This window comes from Pseudomonas sp. B21-031, from assembly GCF_024748985.1.
GTDB lineage: Bacteria > Pseudomonadota > Gammaproteobacteria > Pseudomonadales > Pseudomonadaceae > Aquipseudomonas > Aquipseudomonas kermanshahensis.
This window is the reverse complement of the sequence record NZ_CP087181.1, coordinates 62,841-85,080: the sequence shown is the minus strand read 5'-3', so window position 1 is coordinate 85,080 and position 22,240 is coordinate 62,841. Positions and strand designations below refer to the sequence as shown.

The window sequence follows — 22,240 nt, the reverse complement described above, 5'->3', positions numbered from 1 at the left end:
TCTTCGCGGGGCAAGCCCGCTCCCACAGGTACATCGCTAGCCTCAGGCTTTGGGATAATGCTGTGGGAGCGGGCTTGCCCCGCGAAGCTTTTAAAGCCTGTTTAGTCCCGCTTGACCAGCCCCGGCAACTGCGCCACCAGCTTCTGGTTGTTGAACGGCGCACGAATGAACCCGCGCTGACGCCCATCCGGCCCGACGATCGCCAGGTTACCGCTGTGATCCACGGTATACCCAGGCTTACTGGTATCGGCCGGAATGAACGGAATGCTCAAGGCATTCGCCAGCTTCTGGGTGTCTTCGATCGACCCCGCCACCCCGACAAAATCTTTGTCGAAGTAGCCCAGGTACTGCTTGAGCTGGTTCGGCGTGTCGCGATTCGGGTCCACGCTCACCAGCACCACCTGCAAGCGGTCCACGGCTTCCTTAGGCAATTCGCTCTTCACCTGGCGCAACTGGGCCAGGGTGGTGGGGCAGATGTCTGGGCAATAGGTGTAGCCGAAGAACAGCAGCGACCATTTACCTTTCAGGTCATCCAGCTGCACGGGCTGGCCATCCTGGTTGGTCATGGTCACGTCCGCCACCGTACGGCTCTGCGGCAAGAGAATGATGCCGGCGTCGATCAGCTCGGTGGGGTTCGGCTGATCGCGGCCATTGAGCACCTTGTTGACGGTCAGGCCCAGGATCAACGCGACCAGGGCGACGAGGATGAAGACGGTTTTCTGGGTTCGGGTCATAGGTTCAACAACAGGTAGTGGTCAATGAGCAACGCGATGAACAGCGCGAACAAGTAGCCGATAGAGTACTTGAAGGTGCCGATCGCCGCGTGCGGCCGGCTGCCACGGTACAACACCCAGGCCCACTGCAGGAAGCGCAGGCCCAAGGCGAGGGCACAGGCGAGGTACAACGGGCCGCTCATGTGGATGGCATAGGGCAGCAAGCTCACCGCCAGCAGAATCAGGGTGTAGAGCAGGATATGCAGCGTGGTGTAGCGCTCGCCATGGGTCACCGGCAGCATCGGGATATCGGCCTTGGCGTACTCCGCTTTGCGGTGGATGGCCAAGGCCCAGAAGTGCGGCGGGGTCCAGGCGAAGATGATCAGCACCAGCAACAGCGGCTCGGCACTGACATGGCCGCTGACCGCCACCCAGCCAAGCAGTGGCGGCGCCGCGCCGGCCAGGCCACCAATCACGATGTTCTGCGGCGTGGCACGCTTCAAGAAGCCCGTGTAGAGCACCGCATAGCCCAGCAACGACGCCAGGGTCAGCCAGGCGGTCAGGCTGTTGGTGAACACCAGCAACAGCGCCATGCCCAGCACCGCCAGGGCCAGCGCAAAGGCCAGCGCCGGTAGCGGCGCGACCCGGCCTGTGGCCAACGGCCGTTTGTGGGTACGCGCCATCAAGGCGTCGATGCGCCGGTCTACCACGTGGTTGACCACCGCCGCGGCGCCCGCACACAGGCCAATGCCCAGGTTGCCGAACAGCAGCACGCTCCAGGCAACACCTGCGCGGCTGGCGAGGAACATGCCTGCCAGGGAGGTGATCAACATCAGCACCACCACCTTGGGCTTGGTCAGCTCCAGATAATCGCGCCAACCTGCCCGTCGTACGCTTAGAAGCGTCGCCACGAATCGTTCCTCATAGGGTGGGAGATATCCACACCCACCACCGGCGTCAGGCGCCAGCCATGGCCGACGCGCACTTTATCGACCACGCGGATGCGGTAATTGACCAGCACCATGCTCATCAACAGCATGGCCCCGCCTGCGTTATGGGCCACTGCCACGCCAAGCGGCAGGTGAAACAGCACGTTGCTGATGCCCAGGGCGACCTGCACGGCCAAGGCCAGCAACACCAGTCGGGCCAGGCCAGAAAGGCCGCAGCGGTACAGCTTGAAGCTCAGCATCAGCAGCACGGCACTGACCAGTAGGGCACCCAGCCGGTGGCTGATGTGGATGGCCGTGCGCGCATCGCTGTCCAGTTGCCCGCCCAGGTAGTTGGGGCCGACGTGCTGAGTCAGGTGAAAGCCGTTGCTGAAGTCCGCTGCTGGCCACCATTGGCCATGGCAGGTTGGCAAGTCGATACAGGCGACCGCCGCATAGTTGGCGCTGACCCAGCCCCCCAGGGCGATCTGGCCGATCACCACCAACAGCGCCAGGGCCGCGATCCGGCGCAGGCTCAACGGCAGTTTTGGCAATGGCGCAAAGGCCCGGGATAGACGCAGAGACAGCAGAAACAGCAGGCTCAAGGTGGTGAACCCACCCAGCAGGTGCGCGGTGACCACTTGCGGCCACAGCTTGAGGGTTACTGTCCACATGCCAAACGCCGCCTGGGCCAACACCACCCCCAGCAACAGCACCGGCAAGCGGTAGGGCTGGCCATCACGTGCATGCCGGCGCACGGCCTGTAAGGCTAGCCAGGCAATCACCAGCGCCAGGGTGCCGGCGAAGTAGCGATGGACCATCTCGGCCCAGCCCTTGGCAGCTTCCACCGGGTGCTCGGGGAAGTGCATTTCGGCATGGGCCAGCTGGGCGTCGGTCTTCGGCACACTGATAAAGCCATAGCAGCCGGGCCAATCGGGGCAGCCCAGGCCTGCATGGGTGAGGCGGGTATAGGCGCCCAGCAGCACGACCAGCAGTGCCAGCAGGGTGGCGAACACAGCGAGGCGGAATCCGGGTCTGGCCATGACAGGCTCCTAGCCGATGTTGGACAGCTTGAGCAGGTGACGCAGGTCGTCCAGCACGTGCTTACCGTTGACCTTGGCGTCGTAGCGCAACACCAGGTTGCCGTGCGGGTCGACGATCCACAGTTGTGGGCCAAGCTCACCGACCTTGTTCAGGTAGCGCTGGGCATCCAACGGGTAGCGTTGCAACTGCGGGTATTCACGGCCGAGCAGCGCCTGGTAGTCAGCGCTCACCGGCTGCGCGGCAGCCAGCGCATGGCTGGCACGGCCGGCATCACGGCCCAGGCCAACTTGTATCTGCCGGGCCAGGTACACCAGACGCTGGCAATCTTCGGCGCAGGCCTCGGGCGTGCTGACCAACACTTGCCAGCGCGCGTCCTGGCCATCGATGCCGATATCGCTGCGGCTCTCGCCGTTGCCGATCATCGCACCGTGGTAGCTGCGGCCTTCTGGCACCCAGAACTTGAGCTTGTACATGCTGGTGGCCAGGATCATCGGCCCGAGCACTACCAGCAGAATCAGAATCAGCTGCAAACGCCCGCGGGTTCTGGGCTTGCTGCGTTCAGGCACGTCCAGTGGACGGGTGGCGGCGGCCATGGTGGTTCTCCTTTTTGTTGTTGTGCCAGCCAAAGTAGAGGTAAAGCAGCACCAGCGCGGTGGCCAGGGCAAACCACTGCACCGCATAGCCCAGGTGCTTTTCCGGCCCCAGTGCGACGACCGGCCAACCCAGCCGATAGCTAGCCGGCCCGGGCTCCAGGCGCAGTTCATGGGCGTAGCCTTCACGGCCCAATTGCTGCCACAGCTGGGCGGCATCGATGGCCGTCAGCAAGTGCGGCCATTGGCCGCCGACCGGGTCGGGGTGCAGCTGGAAGGTGCTGCCAGGCGCTACATACACCGACGCGTCCAGCGCCAGCGGCTGCGCCGGGGTTGCGAAATGCACAGGCACGCGGCGGTCCGGCCACGGCAACCAGCCGCGGTTGACCAGCAACCACAGCCCACTGGCCTGGTCATGGAAAGGCTGCAACAGCTCGACGCCGGCCTCGCCGTCGCGCATTCGGTTATCCAGCAGCAGGCTGTGTTCACCATCGAAACGGCCGTACAGGTGCACACGGCGGTAGGCGGCATCGTCGCGTTGCTGCAACTGGGCAGTGGAGAGCGGCGTGTCGAGGCTGCGCTCGGCATAGGTCGCCAGCAGCGCGCGCTTTTCGTCGGCGCGGCCCAATTGCCAGCAGCCAAGCGCAATCAACCCCGGTAGCAGCGCAAGCACCACCAGGGTTGGGACCCAACCTGGGCGAAACGGCCTCACAGGCGCCTCGCTATACTTATCCACATCACCGCATCCCCCCGGAGAAGCGCCATGCTCAAGGCCGCGATTGTCCTGATGCTGTTGGCCACGGTTGCCAGCCTGTTCAGTGGCCTGGTGTTCCTGGTCAAGGACGATGAAAACTCGACCCGCTTGCTGAAGGCACTGACCGTGCGCGTGACCCTGGCGGCCCTGACCATCGGCCTGGTGGCCTACGGCTTCATCAGTGGCCAGCTGGTGTCACACGCCCCCTTCTGAACCTGTATCGCCTTGACTGGCCTGCACATGTGTCAAAGCACATACACAAAGATGAACAGCCCCACCCACACCACATCGACGAAGTGCCAGTACCAGCTGGCAGCCTCGAAGCCGAAATGTTTGTCGGGGTTGAAGTGCCCGCGCAGGATGCGCACGAACATCACGATCAAGATGATCGTGCCCAGCGTCACGTGGGCGCCGTGGAAGCCGGTGAGCATGAAGAAGGTCGCGCCGTAGATACCCGAGCCCAGCGTCAGCCCCAGCTTGGTATAGGCCTCGTGGTACTCGTAGGCCTGCAGCGTGATGAAGCTGATGCCCAGCGCGATGGTCAGCGCCATCCACAGTTTCAGCGCGCCCCGGTGGTCACGCCGCAGAGCGTGGTGGGCAATGGTGATGGTCACGCTTGAGCTGACCAGCAAAATGGTGTTGATCAACGGCAAGTGCCAAGGGTCGATGACTTCCTTGGGCGGCGGGAACAATTTCGGGTCAGGCGTGTGCAGCAGCGGCCAGGCAAACTCGAAGCTGGGCCACAGCATGTGCGCAACGCCTTTGGCCCCTTCACCGCCCAGCCACGGCCCGGCCAGTACGCGCACGTAGAACAGCGCGCCGAAAAAGGCCAGGAAGAACATCACCTCGGAAAAGATGAACCAGCTCATGCCCCAGCGGAACGAACGGTCCAGCTGCGGGCTGTACAGCCCGCCACGGCTTTCTTTCACCACCGCCCCGAACCAGCCGAACAGCATGTAGGCCAGGCACAGCGCGCCGACGAAGAAAATCAACGGCCCATGGGAGTCGGGGTGCCCGGCTTTCATGTCGTTGAACCAGGTGCCAAGCCCGAACACCGTGATGAACATGCCGACCGTTGCGATGATCGGCCACTTGCTCTGCGCCGGAACGTAGTAGTGCTCATGACTTGCCATTGCTGTTCTCCTTCCCTTAACGGGCGCCCTGGACGTCCTGGGCCGCAACATGCGCGACCGGCGGGTGGCGAGCGGTGATGTCGAACAAGGTGTAGGCCAGTGTCAGGTGCTTCACGCTGGCCGGCAGATCGCGGTCAACGATGAAGCGCACCGGCATCTCGATGCGTTCGCCGGGCTGCAGCACCTGCTGGGTAAAGCAGAAGCACTCGGTCTTGTGGAAGTACGCCGCGGCCTCGGCCGGGGTGATGCTGGGTATCGCCTGGGCGCTCATCGGCCGGTCGGTCGGGTTGCGCGCGACGAAGATCATCTGGTTGACCGCACCGGGGTTCACGTCGATCTGATCGGCCGTGGAGTAGAAATCCCAGACCATGTCACTGGCGTTGGTCGACATGAACTGCACCCGTACCGAGCGCGACGGGTCGCTGACCTGGCTGCCCTCGTACTGGCCGCCGGTCTTGCCATTGATGCCAAAGGCCTTGCACATCACGTCGTAGATCGGCACCAGGGCAAAACCGAAGGCGAACATCACCACCGTCAGCATCAGCAGGCGCATGACCAGGCGTTTGAGCGACAGGCCGTTCATGGCTATTTCACGTCCGGTGGCGTCTGGAAGGTGTGGTAAGGCGCAGGCGAGGGGATCGACCACTCCAGGCCCTCGGCACCGTCCCAGGGTTTTGCCGGTGCTGGGGCGCCGCCGCGGATGCACTTGATGACGATGAACAGGAAGAAGATCTGCGTGGCACCGAACATGAACGCGCCGATCGAGGAGACCATGTTGAAGTCGGCGAACTGCAGGTTGTAGTCCGGAATACGCCGCGGCATGCCCGCCAAGCCCACGAAGTGCATGGGGAAGAAGGCCATGTTCATGCCGACGAACGACAGCCAGAAGTGCAGCTTGCCGAGGGTTTCGTCATACATGTGGCCGGTCCATTTTGGCAGCCAGTAGTAGGCCGAGGCGAAGATGCCGAAGATCGCCCCAGGCACCAGCACGTAGTGGAAGTGCGCGACCACGAAGTACGTGTCGTGGTACTGGAAATCGGCAGGCGCGATGGCCAGCATCAACCCGGAGAACCCGCCGATGGTGAACAGGATGACGAAGGCGATGGCAAACAGCATCGGCGTCTCGAAGGTCAGCGACCCTTCCCACATGGTGCTGACCCAGTTGAACACCTTCACCCCGGTCGGCACGGCAATGAGCATGGTGGCGTACATGAAGAACAGCTCGCCCACCACCGGGATGCCGACCACGAACATGTGGTGCGCCCAGACGATGAACGACAGGAAGGCGATCGCCCCGGTGGCATAGACCATCGAGGTGTAGCCGAACAGCGGCTTGCGCGAGAACGCCGGGATGATCGAGCTGACCGCGCCGAACGCCGGCAGGATCATGATGTACACCTCGGGGTGGCCGAAGAACCAGAACACGTGCTGGAACAGCACCGGGTCACCGCCACCCGCGGCGCTGAAGAAGCTGGTGCCGAAGTGGATGTCCATCAGCATCATGGTCACCACACCGGCCAGCACCGGCATCACGGCAATCAGCAGGAACGCGGTGATCAGCCAGGTCCAGACGAACAGCGGCATTTTCATCAAGGTCATGCCGGGTGCGCGCAGGTTGAGGATGGTGGCAATGACGTTGATCGCGCCCATGATCGAGCTGATGCCCATCAGGTGGATGGCAAAGATGAAGAAGGTCACGCTGGCCGGGGCATAGGTGGTCGACAGTGGCGCGTAGAAAGTCCAGCCGAAGTTAGGCCCGCCGCCGGGGCTGAACAAGGTCGAGACCAGCAGCAGGAAGGCCGCAGGCAACAGCCAGAAGCTGAAGTTGTTCATCCGCGGCAGGGCCATGTCCGGCGCGCCGATCATCAGCGGGATCATCCAGTTGGCCAGGCCGACGAAGGCTGGCATCACCGCGCCGAACACCATGATCAGCCCGTGCATGGTGGTCATCTGGTTGAAGAACGCTGGCTCAACGATCTGCAGCCCAGGCTGGAACAGCTCGGCGCGGATCACCATGGCGAACGAGCCACCGAGCAGGAACATCATGAAGGCGAACCACAGGTACATCGTGCCGATGTCCTTGTGGTTGGTTGTCAGCACCCAGCGCATCAGGCCCTTGGCCGGGCCGTGGGCATGCTCATGGCCGTGGGCGTGGTCGTCGATCACTGCACTCATGTCCTGTCTCCTGCAATCCATTGATTGCCGCGAGTAACCCGGTTCATTGCGCTTCTGCCTGCTTGAGCGCCAGCACATCCTTCGGCGTGATCATGTCGCCCTTGTTGTTGCCCCAGGCGTTGCGCTCGTAAGTGACCACGGCGGCAATGTCGACTTCCGAGAGCTGCTTGCCAAACGCGGCCATGGCCGTGCCGGGCTTGCCGTGGAAGACGATGCTCAAGTGGCCTTCCTTCGGCCCGGTGGCGATCTTCGAGCCTTTGAGTGCCGGGAACATCGGCGGCAAGCCCTGGCCTTCGGCCTGGTGACAGGCCACGCAGGTGGTGTGGTAGACCTTGTCGCCACGCTCGACCAGCTCTTCGAGGGTCCACTCTTTGCTGGTGAGTTCCTTGAGCTTGGCCGCCTCAGCCTTGCGTTCGCCCAGCCAGGTGTCGTAATCGGCCTTGGACTTGACCTCGACCACCACCGGCATGAAGCCGTGGTCCTTGCCGCACAACTCGGTGCACTGGCCGCGGTAGATACCGGGCTTCTCGATACGCGTCCAGGCCTCGTTGACGAAGCCTGGGATGGCATCACGCTTGACCGCGAACGCCGGTACCCACCAGGAATGGATCACGTCGGCAGCCGTTACCAGAAAGCGCACTTTCGCGCCCACCGGCAGCACCAGCGGCTGGTCGACTTCGAGCAGGTAGTGCTCGTCCTTGGGGGCTTTGTTGTGAATCTGATCGGCGGGGGTGGCCAGGTTGCTGAAGAACTCCACGTCCTGGCCCAGGTACTTGTAGTGCCACTTCCACTGGTAGCCGGTGACTTGGATGTCGATGTCCGACTCACTGGCGTCGTAGATGTCGATCAGGGTCTTGGTCGCGGGGATGGCCATGGCCACCAGGATCAGGAACGGCACCACGGTCCACATGATTTCGACCCAGGTGTGCTCGTGAAAATGCGCTGCCTGTTGGCCTGTGGAACGGCGGTGGACGACCATGGACCAGAACATCGCGCCGAACACCACGATGCCGATGATCACGCAGATCCAGAAGATGGTCATGTGCAGGTCGAAGACGGCGTTGGAGACTTCCGTCGCCCCCGGGTGCATGTTGACGGTCCAGGCGGCGTTGGCCTGTCCGAAAACCGTCCACAACAGGAGGCCCATCCAGACATGTGGATGTCGCATCATTGCGGGTTCCCCTTCTAATTCTTGTAGTCCCGAAGGCGTGGCCTGCGGCAAGAGGGAACGGCGGTCAAGACTGCCTGGCTTCGACGACCGAGCCCCTGCAAAAGCAGACGGGCCTCATCAACGAATCACGTTCAACGGGAGTATAGACAGCGACCAATGGCACGCAATGCAGCCTGTGAAATGAACTTCACGAAATTGCCCAATGCCCTGAAAACCGCGCGCTTGATAGGATATGGCGCAATAGTGGCATACCGATATGCCAGAGCAAGCACACGTTTGCGCGGTTTATAACAAATACGTCTTAGGTATTCTGTATACCGAGCTAATTTAGTGTCTTCCGTTTGACACGTAATGTCCCTGGAGTTGTCATGAACATCGCTGCTGTACGCGAGCAGATTAGCCAAGCCCATCAACACGAACTTGAAACCGGCCAACTGAAAGAACGTCTAGAGCTACAACTGCCGCACTTGCACCCCTCGATCCAGCTACCTGAGCAGGACGCCCAGGGCAGCTTGGCGCGTTTCGTCAGCGCCTACATCGACCAGGTTCCAGAGCTGCTGGAGGCTGCCCACGAGGTAGCCCGTGAAGCGGGGATCGAGTCGCAGATCAAACCGGTACTGAAAATTGCCGAAGCTTATTTCCAGCAGCCGCCCACGGTGATGCAAGGGCATGTCGGGCTGGATTGCCTGCTGGACGAGGCCTACCTGGCGCATCGCCTGGTGGAGGAGGTCAACGACCTGTACATCCGCCACTTCAAGCAGCCGTTGATTCCGTTCGACACCACGATGGCCAACCTGATTGCCCATCAACTGATCGGCGAGACCTTCGCCAACCAGCTCGATGAAGTGGTGCATCATTCGGTCGACGAGATGCTCAATGACGAGAGCTTTGCGGTGGAATCGGTGGAGGCTTATCGCGACAAGCTGAGCAGCCCGGAAACCGGCAACGCCTGGAAGCGTTGGCCGTGCCTGTCGCGTCAGCTGGGTGTTGAGCTGGGCCAGCCTGCCTGATACTCCTGTCCCGGCCTCTTCGCGGGGCAGTCCAAAGGGTATGCAATTCACCCTGTAGGAGCGGGCTTGCCCGCGAAGAGGCCAGATCAGGCAGATGCTAAGCCCCAACCCCCGCCGTCGTCCGCAGCCGCCCCTCGATGCGCCGCTTCAAGCGCCGCTGCTCGATCAACAAGCGCGACCCATTGGCTGCATTGCTCCGGCCCCAGTCCTCCAGCAGTTCCAGGCACGAGTGGTCGATATAGCTGAGGTTGCCCAACGGCACATGCAAGGTGGTCCCCGCCGGCACCGTGTCCAGCACCTGGGTCAACGCCGGCACCTTGAGGAAGGTCGCAGCGCCACTCAGGCGCAGCTCCATGTGCCCCGGCTTGCCCAGGCTCACCAGGTTGATTTTCAACCGCGCCGCCTTGAAGGCCAGCTTCAGCAAGGTCAAGGCAAAGCCCAGCAGTACGCCGGTCAGCAGGTCGGTGAAAATGATCGCCAAGGCCGTCGCCGCATAGGTGAACATCGGCATGCGGCCATACCGGCCCAACCCACGAAACGCCTTGAAGTCCACCAGCTTGATGCCGGTAAACACCAGCACACCCGCCAAGCTCGCCACCGGAATTTGCTGCAGCACACTGCTCAGCACTACGACAAACGCCAACAGCCACAAGCCATGGAAGATCGCTGAGGCTCGGGTCTGCGCGCCGGCCTGGACATTCGCCGAGCTGCGCACGATCACCCCGGTCATTGGCAGGGCACCGAGCACACCGCACAGCATGTTGCCGATGCCCTGGGCGGACAGTTCGCGGTCGAAGTCCGAGCGCTGGCCGCTGTGCATACGGTCCACCGCGGCAGCCGACAACAGGGTCTCGGCACTGGCAATGAATGCCAGGGCGAATGCCGCCACCAGCAGGGTCGGGTCGGCCAGGTTCATCAGGTCATCCAGGCGGATCCAGTCGATAGCCTCGGAAAGGTCTGCCGGCACCTGCACCCGGTTTACCGGCAGCGCCAGCCACAGGCTGATGGCCGTCATCGCTGCTACGCCCAGCAAGGCACCGGGCACGAACCGCAGCTGTTGCGGCCGCAAGCGCTCCCAGCCCCACATAATGGCGATGGTACCCAGCCCAAGTGCACCGGCTTGCCAGCCGGCCCCCGCGCTTTCCAATGGCAGGGCTGCGGCCAGGGTTGCCGGAAACGCCAGCAGGTTCTGCATGCCCGAAGGCTGCGGCGCCGTGTCGAACATCACATGCACCTGCGACAGCACGATCAGCACACCAATACCCGCCAGCATGCCGTACACCACGGCCGGTGCCGTGACGCGGAACCAGCAGCCCAGGCGCAAGCGCCCCGCCAGCAATTGCAACAGCCCGGCCAGCAGCAGGATCGGCCCGAGCATGGCCACGCCGTGCTGGCGCACCAACTCGAACACCAGCACCGCCAAGCCGGCGGCAGGGCCACTGACCTGCAGCGGTGAACCCGCCAGGAAGCCCACCACGACGCCACCGATAATGCCGGTGATCAGGCCCTTGGCAGGCGGCATCCCCGAGGCGATGGCGATGCCCATGCACAAGGGCAGGGCGACCAGAAATACCACCACCGACGCCAACAACTCTCGCGGCAAGGCCGCTTTCAACTGTGTCATGTTCACCGTGTTTCTCCATTTGTCTGTTGCACGGCCATTCCTCTGGCCGTGAGCACGTTGGCCCCTGAAAAGCGCGCAGGCGCAGGCCGCCAGCGAGCATGCCGGCAAGGCAATCAGGGAATTCAAGGCAGCCGAAGGCCGCGCCACACCCCTACAGGGTGCAGCCGGCTATCAAGGTTCTAGCGGTGGAAGGGTCGCTTAGTAGCGGCCTCTCGGGGTAGCGCAGGGGATCGGCTCACCCGCAGCCAGGGGCAGGAAGCTGTCGCTGGCAGCATCATAGGCTTCGATCTTGCTGGTCTCGATGTCGTAGACCCAACCGTGGATATACAGCTCACCCGCCGCCAGGCGCGAGGCGACCGAGGGGTGAGTGCGCAGGTGATGCAGCTGGGCGATGACGTTTTCTTTGGTCAGCACCTGCATGGTCTCGTGCTCGCTGCCGCAGGAGCAGTTGTTCTCGACCACGGTGCGTGCCACTTCGGCGTGGCGCAGCCAGGCAGAAACCGTCGGCATCTTGGTCAGCGATTGCGGGTTGAGTACCGCACGCATTGCGCCGCAGTCCGAGTGGCCGCAGACGATGATGTGGTGTACACCCAGTGCCAGTACCGCGTATTCGATGGCGCTGGACACGCCGCCGTTCATCTGGCCATACGGGGGCACCACGTTGCCGACGTTACGGGTCACGAACAGGTCGCCTGGCGAGCTTTGGGTAATCAGCTCGGGGACGATGCGCGAGTCGGCACAGGTGATGAACATGGCGCGTGGCGTTTGCGCGGTGGCGAGCTTCTTGAACAGCTCTTGCTGCTCGGGGAAGACGTCATGGTGAAAGCGCAGAAAGCCGTCGACGATGTGCTTCAGGGCGGCATCGGCGCTCTCGGCGGGTACATCCGGAACGACCTTGGATGGGTCCTTGACGGGCATGATTCATCCTCTTGACGGTGTGAAGGTAAGTCCATTTTACCGGTGAAAGATTCAGGCTATGCAGGGATTTAGATGACGCGCACAGGCCACAGATCACAGTCTTCGTTGACTGATTGCCTACGCTAGCGGGGAAAACTTAACTGAAACTTAATTCGGAGGCTCTAGAACAGGCGTTCCAGATAGGTAAGGCGGGGTTTGAATAATAGCAAAAAAACATCAATTGCCTAGTACCATTACTGTAATTATTCACTTGGATTAGTGGTACTAGGGTTACCTGTAGGAGCAGCCTTGTGCTGCGAAGAGGCCGCTAGCCGCACCAAACATCGATTGCAGGCTACCGGCCTCTACGCAGCGCAAGGCTGCTCCTACAACGGCGCGATCGAGCTGCTCGATTACAACGGCGTTTTTCGCCAAACCAGCCAAGGTTCGACCACTTCGCCCAATTGCCCTTGCGGCACGGCCCCGAAATAACGGCCATCGAACGACAAGCGGCTGTACTCGGAGAGCATCAGCACCTCGTCGCTGCCCAGGCGGAAGTGCGCCAACGGTGGCTTCGGCATGGGGCGGCCACTGGGGTCTTGGTGCAACGGCTGGCTACGCACCTGCAGTTCACCGTTGATGCTGACACCCTCTGGCACGATGAGCACATCGTCACCCGGCACCCCGACCAGGCGCTTGATCATATGCATGTAGCCGCCGGGGCAGGGGCCGCTGATCAAGTAGCCGCGCTCTTGGGCCAACTGGAAGACCTCGGTCTGCGGCGGGCAAAACATCACCAGGTCGCCTTTTTCCGGTGCCTTGTCGACCACCCAGTAAATGCCCGGCGGAAAACTGCTGGTGACGTTAAGCCGCGCACCACCCCACAGCACCAGCGGCACTGCGCAAAACGCCAGAATGGCCACGACAGCGGCCACGCTCAACGGCCGTTTCATGCCGGCAACTCGATGGTGCGGTCGCTTTCACGCGGTGCCGGCACCTTGGCGCGGGCCAGGAATACCGGGTCCTGGAAGTACAGCGGTTGCTTGCCATAAAACGCCGGGTAGCCTGCGCAATACACCACCATGTCGCCGGCTTCCTGGATATTGCCCTGGCCATCCTTGCGCGGGCCTGGCATGCGCAGGGCCTCGTCGGTGGTCAGCAACGGCCGCTGCACTTCCTGAAGGGTGCGCGACACCTGGCCCAGCAATGCGCTGGAACGTCGCCCGCTGGTGGTCACCTGCTCTTTGACGATGGTGGTCTGCCCGGTGAGCTTGGACAGGTGCTCCGCCGTTTCCACCCGGTTTGGCGGGTAGGCGTTCTGGATGTGGCAGTTGGAGGTGATGCTCTCGTTCTGCCCGTAGAACTCCTGCAACTGCGACAAATCTTGGATGATCAGGTAGCACTTGATGCCATAACCGGCCACGAAGGCCAGCGACTCCTGCATGATGTCGAGCTTGCCCAGGCTCGGGAACTCGTCGAGCATCATCAGCAGCCGGTGCTTGTAGTGCGCCTTGGGCCGGCCGTCCTCGAAGTCCATCTTGTCGGCCAGCAAGCGCACGATCATGTTCACCAGGATGCGCACCAAGGGGCGCAAGCGCGCCTTGTCGTTGGGCTGGGTGATGATGAACAGGCTGACCGGGTCGTCGTGGTTCATCAGGTCGCGGATCTTGAATTCCGAGCGGCTCACGTTACGCGCCACGATCGGGTCGCGGAACAGCGACAGGTACGATTTGGCGGTCGACAGCACCGAGCCGGCCTCTTCGGCAGGCCGGTCGAGCATGTCACGTGCAGCCGACCCCACCAGCGGGTGGTTTTCGCCATCGAGGTGGCCGTAGTGGGTCATTTCCGCCCACAGCTCGCTGATTGGCCGCGACGGGTCGGCGAGCATGGCGTCCAGCGCCGGCAGGCTGGCGACACCGCCCTCGTCCTGTGAGCGGTAGCACAGGTGCAGGATGCAACCCACCAGCATCGCCTGCGAGGTCTTCTGCCAGTGGTCGTTCAGGCCCTTGCCGTCCGGGTCGACGATCAGCGTGGCCAGGTTCTGCACATCGCCCACTTCAAACTCGGTGCCCAGGCGGATTTCTTCCAGCGGGTTCCAGCCCACGCAGCCATTGGCGGTGGCCGGCTCGAAACGCAATACCCGGTTGCCCGCATGCTGCTGGCGCCAGCCAGCGGTGAGCGCCCAGAGTTCGCCCTTGAGGTCGGTGATCACCGCGCTGTGCTTCCACGACAGCAACGTCGGGATCACCAGGCCAACGCCCTTACCGCTGCGCGTCGGGGCGAAGGTGAGGATGTGCTCCGGGCCGTTGTGGCGCAGGTAATGCAGCTTGTTGCGCTTGTCCAGCCAGGCACCTACGTACACGCCATCATCAGCCAACAGGCCGGCGCTCTCGATATCCTTGCGCTCCCCCCAACGCGCAGAGCCATGAAGGAATTGATTGGCCTTGGAGCTGTTGCTGCTGATCATGCGGATCACGACCATCGCCATCATGCCGACGCCGCTGACCATAACCCCCAGGGAGCCAGCGCGCAGCAGGGTGTCCTGGTACTGGTCGGACCAGTTGGCGGCCCACACCAGAATCATCCATGGGGCGTAGACGCCATTCAGGTTGGCCCCCAACGCCGCATGGTTATTGAACAGGTAGGCGAAGTACTGGGTGGCAGTAGCCAGGCCGGCCAGCAGGCAGAAAATGGCCAGGATGGCCTGCCACGTATTGCCACCACTGCGCTGGCCGCCGCGGATCTGCGGGCCCACAGCGTTGTTATGTTTCATGGGTTCGCTCCGTGAACGAAAGGATGGAATAGGGAAGGTGCTGGTTCATGGCGAGGTTGTGCGCGAACGCCCGATGTCCTGGGCCTGGGTACGCCGCTGCGCCTCAGAAAGCGTTCGCTCGGCCTGACGTTGCAAGCTCCATTGCTCGACCAGTTCTGGCTGCTCAGCACGCAGTTGGCGCACCGCCAACTCCTCGATGCGTGGGGTGTACAGGCCCATGCCGTGGTGCAGCTCCTGCACCCGCTCCAGGCGGCCTTGCAACTGCTGCAGCCGCGCCTGGCAACGCTGGTTGCCCTGCTCCCAGGCGGCGCGGGTGGAGGGCAGGGCCAGCCAGCCCGGGCGCGAGGCCTGGTTCTGCTGCAATTGCGCCTGCTGGCGGTCCAGCATGGCCTCCAGGCGCTGCTCGAGGGCCTCGGCCTGCTCGGCCTTCTGCTCGACGCACTCGCCCAGAGCCTGGTTGTAGCGTGCTTGCACTGGGCTGGCGTCCAGCAGCGCGGTCTGCTCGGCGGCCAGCGCCTGAGCCTGCGCCTCCAATGCCTGCCCGGCATCGTCGAGCGGCGGCTTGGGCGGTTTAGGCTCGTTCATGGGCATCTGCTTCATATCAGGAAGAGGTATCCGGCCTTGGCCATCGGGATGCGAATCAGCCACAGCGCCAATAGGTGCAGCGGGTAATAGGCGTAGAACAGCCAGCGCCAGCGCGGCAGGTCAGGCCTGACCCAGCGGGCGGCCAGCAGCACCGGCAACGCGGCCAGCGCCCAGGCATTGCCGTTGATCGGCGTTAACGCTGCAAGCGCAAGCACGGCCCCCACGGCAGCCAGCAGGTTCGGGCACCGCACGTACCAACCCACACACAGCCCCAACAGCACGGCCGGCCACCAGAACTCGACCCAGGCACCGCCCACGACCACCACCAGTAACGCCAGCCCCCAGAACAGCGGCCGCCCTTGCGCGGCACGCTCGCAGGCCTCGGTCGCCAGGGTAATCACCAGCAAGGTGAAGAGGATGTTCAGCGGGTAGCCGCCGTACAGCAGCCCCCCAAGGGCAATGAACGGCGGCGTCGCCAACACCCCAAACAGAAACAGGCGCAGCGCAGTGCGCCGGTAAGCACCGTTTTCCATTGTTCCCGGCCGCGCCAGGTTGTACGCCAGCACGACCACGAACAGCGGCATCGCCAAGCGCCCTGCTTCGAACAGGTAAGGCAGGGTCTCGTTGAACAGGTACTTGTTCACGTGGTCGCCGGTCATCAGCAACAGCGCCAGCCACTTCAGCGCTTCCACCGTACCGTCGGCGAGTTGCAGGCGCGGCATCGAAATCACCGACGCATCGCCTGAGAAAGCCCGGTATCGAGCTCCAGCTTCGGCGCCACATCACGGGCCAGGTCGCCGATGCCTTTCTCGTGGACAATCGCCGTGCTCTTGCCTACCTGGAAGTTGCGGCTCGGGTCGACGTCACGGCGGTCATGAATGACGAACTGATCCGTCTGGCCTACCTTCTGCAGGATGTGGTGCTCGTCCATGTCGACGACCATCCCGCTGACGGCCTTGCGCCCGCTCTCTGAAGCTTCGCCGATACTGGCTGAGGGGTTCAGGCCGCGGGCTTTGTCTTCCATCGACTTGAATGAGTCACTGCGTTGCTGGGCTTGGGGGTCGACCTGCGGGCCCGCCGTTATCCCTTGTGGAACCGGTACGGCTTGCAGCTTCAGGCCCTCGATGTAGTCCGTGCTGGGCCGCGAAGCCTTGAGCTCGCCGGATAGCGTCGCAACCTGTTCCTGCGAAGCGGCATTCAATTGTGCACGTGCCTGCTTCAAGCTATCCAAGGTCTCGGACTTCGCGTGCGTGCGCTCTTCCAAGCCCAAGAACTGCGCCGACGCCGATAGCGCCTGACGCCCGATATCCGCAATCTTGCCCCCCACACCCTCAAATCCGCGCACCAGCGCACTGCGGCTAAGGCGGTCATCATTCTCGAAGATGACACCCCGACCATTGGTCTCGTGATCGAAGGGGCGTGCCTGGCGATCAAAGGGGTTGAACGTGCCGCGTTCCATCGCGAAGGGCGTGTTGTTAACAGCCTGGTACGAACCGTCCTCGCCACGACTGAACGCTTTGTTACCTTCCTTCAGACGCGAATCGATCAGGGCTTCCTGGACCTTTTCGGGGCTCTTGACCACGTCGTTGTACTGCTCGATGCGCTGCACGTCTTCCTGCTGCATCGGCTTCATCTCGATGCCAGCGGACTGCAGGCGGTCGTGCATCACTGCCAGCGGCCCTGCTGCCAGCACGTCGTCTTGGTAGCCGCCGCCGACTTGCGAGTGCGCGCCAGCGAATTTCAGCTCTTCGATACGCGAGTTGTCGTCATTGCGCAACGCACTGGTCAGGCGGAACGTATCGCGGTATTCGTTCATCGCGACCAGGTGAGTGGTCGAGTCGACGTTCTTGCCGATTTCCAGGTTCTTGCCCAAATGGGTATCGGACTTCGCGTTGCCATACGAGGCGACGGTGTCGAAGATGCCCAGCTTATTCACATGGGCCTGGCCGGGGGGGATCAGGAAATCGCCAGTGGGTTGCCCCTGACCATCCAGCTTTGGCACACCGCGCTCGATGAACTCGTTGGCCAACGCACGGGACTGCGCCGCGCCACGGCTGAAACCGACGATGTTGACGTCGACTTTTTCGTCCGGGTACTTGTTATGAAAGGCCACGATAGCGTCGTAGGCCTGATCGATACGCTCCTGGCCACCCAGCCCGGTACCGCCCTCGAGCAAGGAACGCCCCGTGGTGTTGGCTTGGCTGCCAACGCCATCGAAGTAGATTTTTTCCGATTGCCCGGAGCGCTCATTGGCATCGTACTGCTGGGGAGGCTGCCCAGAGTTACGGGCCAGGTTGGTGCCCTGGGCCGTATCCAGTTCATATAGGCGAGCGACGTTGGTCTGCTTGCCTTCAGGTACATCCAGGTCTTTGTTGTTACCGGTGCCATCGAAGTACACCGTAAAGCGCTTAGCATCGCTCATGCCATATCCCTATGGATAATCCCCCCTTGGGCGGGATTACCTCTCCAAACCAATTCGTATCAGGAACCCTGCTTGTTCAGCGACACGATCAAATCGTGCACACCATCACCGGCGCCATCAATGAAGCTGCCCAGAAACGCGTCACTCTTGTGCAGCAATGGAGAGCCCTTCAGCGAGTCACCTGCAGCCCGAATGGCCAGCGAGCCAAAGGTTTCGCCCATGGCAGATACACTTTGGGCGCGGGCAGCAGGGTCGTCGTAGGGTTTCTTGAACCAGGTTGCAATCTGGTATTCGACGTTTTGCGACTGGAACGCACGGTTCAGATGGTCGGCCAGGGCAAAGAGCGTTTCTTTGGCCAGCGTAGGATCGACATCATTGGCTTTCAGTACGCCCTCGACCCGCTTGCACGCCGCCTCGATCAAATCCTCGTGGGTATAGCCCGGCATGGGAGGAAACACACCTTCAGGCAGTTTCATGCCAGGGGTGTAAGGTTGGTACTGGCCTTGATTGTCTTGCATGGAAAGCTCCTTGGTTTGAACTGCAGAAGAGGTGGCAGGCAGGAGCACACAGGCTCCCAGCACGAGAGGGACGAGCGCGCTTAGGCGAAGTCGCATCAATAAGCCCTCATGAATGCGTGGTTTGGTCGTTTCAATCAATCTCTCCTTGCACCCGCCATACGACGGTTCCTTGTTTCAATTCAAAGCTACTGATGATGGGTTCACCAAGGCATCATCCTGCTCATGTCCCTAGTTGGCGAGACGTCGCTATCAGGCGCTCGGCTTGTTCAAGGTCACGATCAGATCGTGGACACCATCACCGGCGCTTCGGGTGTAGCGTTCGAAGAATGCTTCGCCCTTGTTCAAGAGTGGGGACCCTCGCAGCGACTGCCCGGCAGCACGGATCGCCAAAGCACCAAAGCTCTCGCCCATGGCGGCAACACTCTTGGTGCGGTCAGTGGGATTGTCGTAAGGCTTCTGGTACCAGGTCGAAATCTGATACTCGACGTTCTGCGCCTCCAGTGCCTCATTGAGGTGTTTGGCCAGCGCGAAGAGCGATTCCCTGATCAGGGTGGGGTCTATTCCCTCAGCCTTCAGCACCGCTTCTGCGGGTAGGGCAGCAGCGCCAATCAAGTCCTCATGGGTATAACCCTTCATCGGCGGGAACACGCCTTCGGGCAGTTTCATGCCTGGGGTGTAGGGCTGGTACTGGCCTTGATTGCCTTGCATGGAAAACTCCTTGGCTTGAACTTCAGAAGAGGTCGCAGGCAGGAGCATGCAGGCTCCCAGCACGAGGGGTACGAGCGCGCCAAGGCGCAGGCGCAGCCAGAAGCGGCTGGGGCGGCGCGACGCCTTGTCGGTAACGGCGGCGCCCATACCGAGAGTGGGTAGGTTCAATCTTTCTCTCCTTGCATCCGCCTCGCGGCGGGTCCCTGTATCGTTTCGAGATGCGGCTACTGTGACCAGCGAATCCATCATTTGCTCCCCATCAGCAGCCCCCGGGGCACATAGGCTGACGTGCCCACGGGTTGCGGCAAGACCGGCTGCTGCACGACAGCCGCCTTCACCGCCGGCACTGCTTCGACCACTGCCACGGACGCCTCGGCCGGCGCGCCGGAGAATACCGCGCTCTGCGCCACCTGCTGGGTGGCAAAGCGGGCATCCAGCCAATCGGCCCAGTAGACAGCACGGCGCATGATCTGTTGGCGGTAACGGGCATTGATGGCGGGGGTGCGCGAGTGGTAATTCGCCACCCGCGTCCACAAGTCGCCGCGGTCATTGCGCACGTGGCCACGGATGCGCCAGGCGGCCAGCTCGTAGGAGTAGCAGCCGCCTTGCTCGACATCCTCAGGGGTGATGCCGTAGCGCAAGAGTTCGCGCAGGTAGGCGGTGTTGAACTGCATGGGGCCGACGTCGTAGGTGCCATTGTGGTTGCGCACCCACTGGCCAGGCTTGCCACCTTCCTGGCCGGACACAGCCAGGACGATGTTCACCGGCAGCTCGTATTTGACCGCCGCCATGATCGAGCAGGCGATGGGTTCGCTCAGGGCCGGGGGCGGAACGTCAGCGACAAATGGCATCGTGGCGCGCCTCAGATGACCTTGCCGAACTTGTTGTTGATCGACTTGGTTGCCTTCGGGTCAGCGGTCTCGCATTGGTCGAGGAAGGACTGGCGGGCGTCCGAGGTCTGGCTCAGTTTGATCTTGCCATGCTTCTTCTTGACGATGCTGAAGTAGTCATTGACCGGGTCACTGCAGTTATCGACCACACCCGCCCCCTTCAGCTTGCCCCACATACACAGGACAGTGGCGCAAGGGTCATCGGCCTGGGCGGGCGGGGCAACGGCGAAACTGGCGGCCAGCACGGCGGCTGGAAGCGTTTTTGCAAAGTTCATGAGCACTCCTTGTTCAAGTCCTGTCCTGTTTGCTCTCGCTGAAGTTCTTCACTTCGGCATCCGGTTCGAAGTCACGGCTGGACGACCGGGTGTCCAAGTTTGAACGCCGGGTGGAACCGGGTTCGGAAATTTCCATGGCAACCCGCCCGGCGAGGGAATTGTCGATGCGTGACTGCGCCGCCCGCCCCATCCCCGACATGAGGTTCGCGCCCATTTGCAAGGCTATGCGACCTGCGGTGCCTGCCCTGCTGGAGGTTGAGTTGCCAGCCCCTTCGGCATTACCACCTTTGGCACCCGTGCCACCCTGCGAACCCGAACTGCCGCTGGTTGAGCCACCGCCACTGGCTGAGGCGGTCTCGGCAGACCCCGTCTCACCACCACCTCCTGCAGAGGCACCTGAGGCACCCGCTGCACCGGATGACCCGCTGGATGAGTCAGATTGAGCGCCGCTGGGCGCTGCACCCGCAGACTCACCGCCAGAAGATGACTCAGACGAACCGCCCCCCGAAGAGGATTCGCCTCCAGCAGAAGAGGCTGCCTGCGCACCACCTCCAGATGCCGAGGATGCGGCGGACGCGGCGGACGCAAAGCCCATGGCCGAGCCGAGCGCGCTGGGGGCACCAGCGCTGCCCCCGCCGGAGCTCGCTCCGCCAGCGCTTGAAGGACCACCCAACATGCCCCCCATGCGCGAGGCGATGTCGGAGCCTGCGGCAACACTCGATTGCGCCCCTTTGAAGGCGGATTGCAAGGCTTGCGCAGCGCCCATCATGTTCGCGCCGCCCGTCATCATCGCCGAAGCGCCCTTACTCATCATTGACGCTGCGGTGGTTGCGGCACCTACAACCGCACCGGCCCCAAAGTTGCCGATACCGGTGGATGCACTGCCTGCGCCGCCCACGAGGGCTGCAATCATGGGTGGGATCTTGTTCACCAAAAACAGCAGCAAGACCGAAACCACCAACATCACGGCAAGTTCCTGCACAGCAACTTCATCACTGATTCGGGCGACAAAGGTTTGAATAAAATCCTTGCCGATCGCAATCAGCAACACCATGGCGAACAATTGTGCGCCGACACCCAGCACAGCACGGTAGTAGTTCAGCGCCATGTCGGATGTCCAGCGGGAGCCGCCGAACCCCAGAAAGAAAACGCCGGCATAGAGGAGGAACCAGCTCGATGCAAGCAATACCAAGAGGTTGATGCTCACGATCGCCAACACCAGCAATATACCGATGGCCATGAATTCCATGGTCAGCTGACGGCCCAACTCACGCCACGTCAATTGATCAGCCGCCTGGATGGTCCTGTCATATAGCTCGAAGCCAAGGTCCACAATGGTGGAGGGCTTCAGATCTGTCGTGCCGAGATTTCCCGCGGAAGCGCCAAGCTGGCTCAATGAACGAACGATGGTATCGGCGATACTCATGCCCTGCATTGCATTTTTCAGCAGCCACCAGTAAAAGCCGAAAACCACCATGAAGCGGATGAGCTCGGAGAAAAACTCTGCAATATCTGCCTTTCGCATCAGCAGCATGCCGAACGTCCAGACCATCGATATGGTAGCCAGGGCTAGAAACAGCCGTTCGGCAGCCGCTTGGATAGTCGGCAGCCACTTCTCCGTCGCCTTGTGGAACCGGAGGAGCACCTCATTCATGATGCCTGAGCTTTCCAATTGCTGATCCGCCGCGTAGACGAGCGTCGGCGTTGCAATAACAACTGCAACCAGCAGTACCATCAAGAGTGATCTCCGACGCGCCCAAATCATCAACCTGACCCCGTCTTAAAATTGGTCTTCTGGACTTTTCTTAAATTTCCACTCGGTCATCTTGCGTGCCTTGAGGAAGCTTTTGCAGTTCGTGATGAACTCATTACGATTCGCCTCTTTGGAGAGGCTATCCAGGTGTTCTTCATACAGCGGTGCAGTGCAATTTTCTTTGGTAGGCTCAGGCACTTTTTCTTCTGAGCAACCCGCCAGGGCTGCCATTACAGATAGCGCCAGGGCCAGTTTGGTAGTCGTGAACTTCATCATTGA

Annotated in this window: 24 protein-coding genes; 2 read left to right on the top strand and 22 right to left on the bottom strand. The window is 62.0% G+C overall.

Features of this window, described 5'->3' with window-relative positions:
* Positions 1–101 precede the first annotated feature (101 nt).
* The 5 genes from LOY53_RS00430 to LOY53_RS00410 are packed head-to-tail and all read right to left on the bottom strand — an operon-like array spanning position 102 to position 3,985.
* The gene (locus LOY53_RS00430) at positions 102–734 is read right to left on the bottom strand and encodes an SCO family protein (protein WP_027591987.1); all 633 of its coding nucleotides are present in this window, start codon (positions 732–734) and stop codon (positions 102–104) included.
* Positions 731–1,624 carry a heme o synthase gene (gene cyoE / locus LOY53_RS00425; RefSeq protein ID WP_027591988.1) on the bottom strand — a complete coding sequence of 298 codons (894 nt, stop codon included), beginning with the start codon at positions 1,622–1,624 and terminating at the stop codon, positions 731–733. The genes LOY53_RS00430 and cyoE overlap by 4 nt, the downstream gene beginning before the upstream one ends.
* Positions 1,609–2,682: a heme A synthase gene (locus tag LOY53_RS00420; protein ID WP_258703466.1), complete on the bottom strand. Its 1,074-nt coding sequence runs from the start codon at positions 2,680–2,682 to the stop codon at positions 1,609–1,611. Before LOY53_RS00420 ends, cyoE begins: the two co-directional genes overlap by 16 nt.
* Before the next feature lie 9 nt (positions 2,683–2,691).
* Entirely contained in the window at positions 2,692–3,276 is a 585-nt protein-coding gene (locus tag LOY53_RS00415) for a hypothetical protein (protein WP_099452549.1), read from the bottom strand.
* Positions 3,242–3,985, bottom strand: a complete 744-nt coding sequence (locus LOY53_RS00410; protein ID WP_258704192.1) for an SURF1 family protein — start codon at positions 3,983–3,985, stop codon at positions 3,242–3,244. Before LOY53_RS00410 ends, LOY53_RS00415 begins: the two co-directional genes overlap by 35 nt.
* 51 nt (positions 3,986–4,036) lie before the next feature.
* Between LOY53_RS00410 and LOY53_RS00405 the strand changes: the two genes are divergently transcribed.
* A complete protein-coding gene (locus tag LOY53_RS00405) occupies positions 4,037–4,240 on the top strand; it encodes a twin transmembrane helix small protein (protein ID WP_027591992.1) in 204 nt (67 codons plus the stop codon).
* A gap of 32 nt (positions 4,241–4,272) precedes the next feature.
* Here the strand turns inward: LOY53_RS00405 and LOY53_RS00400 are convergent, their stop codons facing one another.
* The 4 genes from LOY53_RS00400 to coxB are packed head-to-tail and all read right to left on the bottom strand — an operon-like array spanning position 4,273 to position 8,506.
* Positions 4,273–5,160 carry a cytochrome c oxidase subunit 3 gene (locus LOY53_RS00400; RefSeq protein WP_027591993.1) on the bottom strand — a complete coding sequence of 296 codons (888 nt, stop codon included), beginning with the start codon at positions 5,158–5,160 and terminating at the stop codon, positions 4,273–4,275.
* Between the two features lie 16 nt (positions 5,161–5,176).
* The gene (locus tag LOY53_RS00395; RefSeq protein ID WP_027591994.1) at positions 5,177–5,743 is read right to left on the bottom strand and encodes a cytochrome c oxidase assembly protein; all 567 of its coding nucleotides are present in this window, start codon (positions 5,741–5,743) and stop codon (positions 5,177–5,179) included.
* Positions 5,744–5,745: 2 nt separating this feature from the next.
* Positions 5,746–7,335, bottom strand: a complete 1,590-nt coding sequence (gene ctaD, locus LOY53_RS00390; protein WP_027591995.1) for a cytochrome c oxidase subunit I — start codon at positions 7,333–7,335, stop codon at positions 5,746–5,748.
* A gap of 43 nt (positions 7,336–7,378) precedes the next feature.
* Positions 7,379–8,506: a cytochrome c oxidase subunit II gene (gene coxB, locus LOY53_RS00385; RefSeq protein WP_252826336.1), complete on the bottom strand. Its 1,128-nt coding sequence runs from the start codon at positions 8,504–8,506 to the stop codon at positions 7,379–7,381.
* A gap of 368 nt (positions 8,507–8,874) precedes the next feature.
* Between coxB and LOY53_RS00380 the strand changes: the two genes are divergently transcribed.
* Positions 8,875–9,516 carry a hypothetical protein gene (locus tag LOY53_RS00380; protein WP_099452545.1) on the top strand — a complete coding sequence of 214 codons (642 nt, stop codon included), beginning with the start codon at positions 8,875–8,877 and terminating at the stop codon, positions 9,514–9,516.
* Between the two features lie 97 nt (positions 9,517–9,613).
* Here LOY53_RS00380 and LOY53_RS00375 read toward each other — a convergent pair whose 3' ends face one another.
* From LOY53_RS00375 to trbK, 13 genes are all read right to left on the bottom strand, one after another.
* The gene (locus tag LOY53_RS00375) at positions 9,614–11,140 is read right to left on the bottom strand and encodes a SulP family inorganic anion transporter (RefSeq protein ID WP_172960331.1); all 1,527 of its coding nucleotides are present in this window, start codon (positions 11,138–11,140) and stop codon (positions 9,614–9,616) included.
* A 198-nt stretch (positions 11,141–11,338) separates the two neighbouring features.
* On the bottom strand, positions 11,339–12,058 hold the full coding sequence (locus tag LOY53_RS00370; protein WP_099452544.1) for a carbonic anhydrase: 720 nt from the start codon (positions 12,056–12,058) through the stop codon (positions 11,339–11,341).
* Between the two features lie 392 nt (positions 12,059–12,450).
* Entirely contained in the window at positions 12,451–12,990 is a 540-nt protein-coding gene (gene traF, locus LOY53_RS00365) for a conjugative transfer signal peptidase TraF (protein WP_252826333.1), read from the bottom strand.
* Complete coding sequence (locus LOY53_RS00360) at positions 12,987–14,810, bottom strand: type IV secretory system conjugative DNA transfer family protein (protein ID WP_252826332.1); 1,824 nt, start codon at positions 14,808–14,810, stop codon at positions 12,987–12,989. The genes traF and LOY53_RS00360 overlap by 4 nt, the downstream gene beginning before the upstream one ends.
* A gap of 45 nt (positions 14,811–14,855) precedes the next feature.
* Positions 14,856–15,395 carry an IncP plasmid survival protein KfrC family protein gene (locus LOY53_RS00355; RefSeq protein WP_143491050.1) on the bottom strand — a complete coding sequence of 180 codons (540 nt, stop codon included), beginning with the start codon at positions 15,393–15,395 and terminating at the stop codon, positions 14,856–14,858.
* Between the two features lie 11 nt (positions 15,396–15,406).
* Positions 15,407–16,117, bottom strand: a complete 711-nt coding sequence (locus LOY53_RS00350; RefSeq protein ID WP_252826331.1) for a TraX family protein — start codon at positions 16,115–16,117, stop codon at positions 15,407–15,409.
* Between the two features lie 5 nt (positions 16,118–16,122).
* Positions 16,123–17,817 (bottom strand): DUF2235 domain-containing protein, encoded by a 1,695-nt coding sequence (locus LOY53_RS00345; RefSeq protein ID WP_252826330.1) that lies wholly within the window; start codon positions 17,815–17,817, stop codon positions 16,123–16,125.
* Between the two features lie 59 nt (positions 17,818–17,876).
* Entirely contained in the window at positions 17,877–18,473 is a 597-nt protein-coding gene (locus tag LOY53_RS00340; RefSeq protein ID WP_258703465.1) for a hypothetical protein, read from the bottom strand.
* A 111-nt stretch (positions 18,474–18,584) separates the two neighbouring features.
* The gene (locus tag LOY53_RS00335; RefSeq protein ID WP_252826329.1) at positions 18,585–19,211 is read right to left on the bottom strand and encodes a hypothetical protein; all 627 of its coding nucleotides are present in this window, start codon (positions 19,209–19,211) and stop codon (positions 18,585–18,587) included.
* Between the two features lie 77 nt (positions 19,212–19,288).
* On the bottom strand, positions 19,289–19,894 hold the full coding sequence (locus tag LOY53_RS00330) for a muramidase (protein ID WP_252826328.1): 606 nt from the start codon (positions 19,892–19,894) through the stop codon (positions 19,289–19,291).
* Between the two features lie 11 nt (positions 19,895–19,905).
* A complete protein-coding gene (locus LOY53_RS00325; protein ID WP_258703464.1) occupies positions 19,906–20,208 on the bottom strand; it encodes a TrbM/KikA/MpfK family conjugal transfer protein in 303 nt (100 codons plus the stop codon).
* Between the two features lie 13 nt (positions 20,209–20,221).
* Positions 20,222–21,943 carry a P-type conjugative transfer protein TrbL gene (gene trbL / locus LOY53_RS00320; RefSeq protein ID WP_258704191.1) on the bottom strand — a complete coding sequence of 574 codons (1,722 nt, stop codon included), beginning with the start codon at positions 21,941–21,943 and terminating at the stop codon, positions 20,222–20,224.
* A 45-nt stretch (positions 21,944–21,988) separates the two neighbouring features.
* Entirely contained in the window at positions 21,989–22,237 is a 249-nt protein-coding gene (gene trbK, locus LOY53_RS00315) for an entry exclusion lipoprotein TrbK (protein ID WP_099452536.1), read from the bottom strand.
* Between the last annotated feature and the right edge of the window lie 3 nt (positions 22,238–22,240).

Coding starts and splice junctions, on each gene's coding strand:
- LOY53_RS00415 (WP_099452549.1), bottom strand. CDS start 3,276: ATGGCCGCCGCCACCCGTCCACTGGACGTGCCTGAACGCAGCAAGCCC.
- LOY53_RS00325 (WP_258703464.1), bottom strand. CDS start 20,208: ATGAACTTTGCAAAAACGCTTCCAGCCGCCGTGCTGGCCGCCAGTTTC.
- trbL (WP_258704191.1), bottom strand. CDS start 21,943: ATGGTACTGCTGGTTGCAGTTGTTATTGCAACGCCGACGCTCGTCTAC.
- trbK (WP_099452536.1), bottom strand. CDS start 22,237: ATGATGAAGTTCACGACTACCAAACTGGCCCTGGCGCTATCTGTAATG.
- LOY53_RS00350 (WP_252826331.1), bottom strand. CDS start 16,117: ATGCCGCGCCTGCAACTCGCCGACGGTACGGTGGAAGCGCTGAAGTGG.
- LOY53_RS00355 (WP_143491050.1), bottom strand. CDS start 15,395: ATGAACGAGCCTAAACCGCCCAAGCCGCCGCTCGACGATGCCGGGCAG.
- ctaD (WP_027591995.1), bottom strand. CDS start 7,335: ATGAGTGCAGTGATCGACGACCACGCCCACGGCCATGAGCATGCCCAC.
- LOY53_RS00420 (WP_258703466.1), bottom strand. CDS start 2,682: ATGGCCAGACCCGGATTCCGCCTCGCTGTGTTCGCCACCCTGCTGGCA.
- LOY53_RS00380 (WP_099452545.1), top strand. CDS start 8,875: ATGAACATCGCTGCTGTACGCGAGCAGATTAGCCAAGCCCATCAACAC.
- LOY53_RS00375 (WP_172960331.1), bottom strand. CDS start 11,140: ATGACACAGTTGAAAGCGGCCTTGCCGCGAGAGTTGTTGGCGTCGGTG.
- LOY53_RS00370 (WP_099452544.1), bottom strand. CDS start 12,058: ATGCCCGTCAAGGACCCATCCAAGGTCGTTCCGGATGTACCCGCCGAG.
- LOY53_RS00360 (WP_252826332.1), bottom strand. CDS start 14,810: ATGAAACATAACAACGCTGTGGGCCCGCAGATCCGCGGCGGCCAGCGC.
- LOY53_RS00345 (WP_252826330.1), bottom strand. CDS start 17,817: ATGAGCGATGCTAAGCGCTTTACGGTGTACTTCGATGGCACCGGTAAC.
- LOY53_RS00400 (WP_027591993.1), bottom strand. CDS start 5,160: ATGGCAAGTCATGAGCACTACTACGTTCCGGCGCAGAGCAAGTGGCCG.
- LOY53_RS00395 (WP_027591994.1), bottom strand. CDS start 5,743: ATGAACGGCCTGTCGCTCAAACGCCTGGTCATGCGCCTGCTGATGCTG.
- LOY53_RS00330 (WP_252826328.1), bottom strand. CDS start 19,894: ATGCCATTTGTCGCTGACGTTCCGCCCCCGGCCCTGAGCGAACCCATC.
- coxB (WP_252826336.1), bottom strand. CDS start 8,506: ATGATGCGACATCCACATGTCTGGATGGGCCTCCTGTTGTGGACGGTT.
- traF (WP_252826333.1), bottom strand. CDS start 12,990: ATGAAACGGCCGTTGAGCGTGGCCGCTGTCGTGGCCATTCTGGCGTTT.
- LOY53_RS00430 (WP_027591987.1), bottom strand. CDS start 734: ATGACCCGAACCCAGAAAACCGTCTTCATCCTCGTCGCCCTGGTCGCG.
- LOY53_RS00405 (WP_027591992.1), top strand. CDS start 4,037: ATGCTCAAGGCCGCGATTGTCCTGATGCTGTTGGCCACGGTTGCCAGC.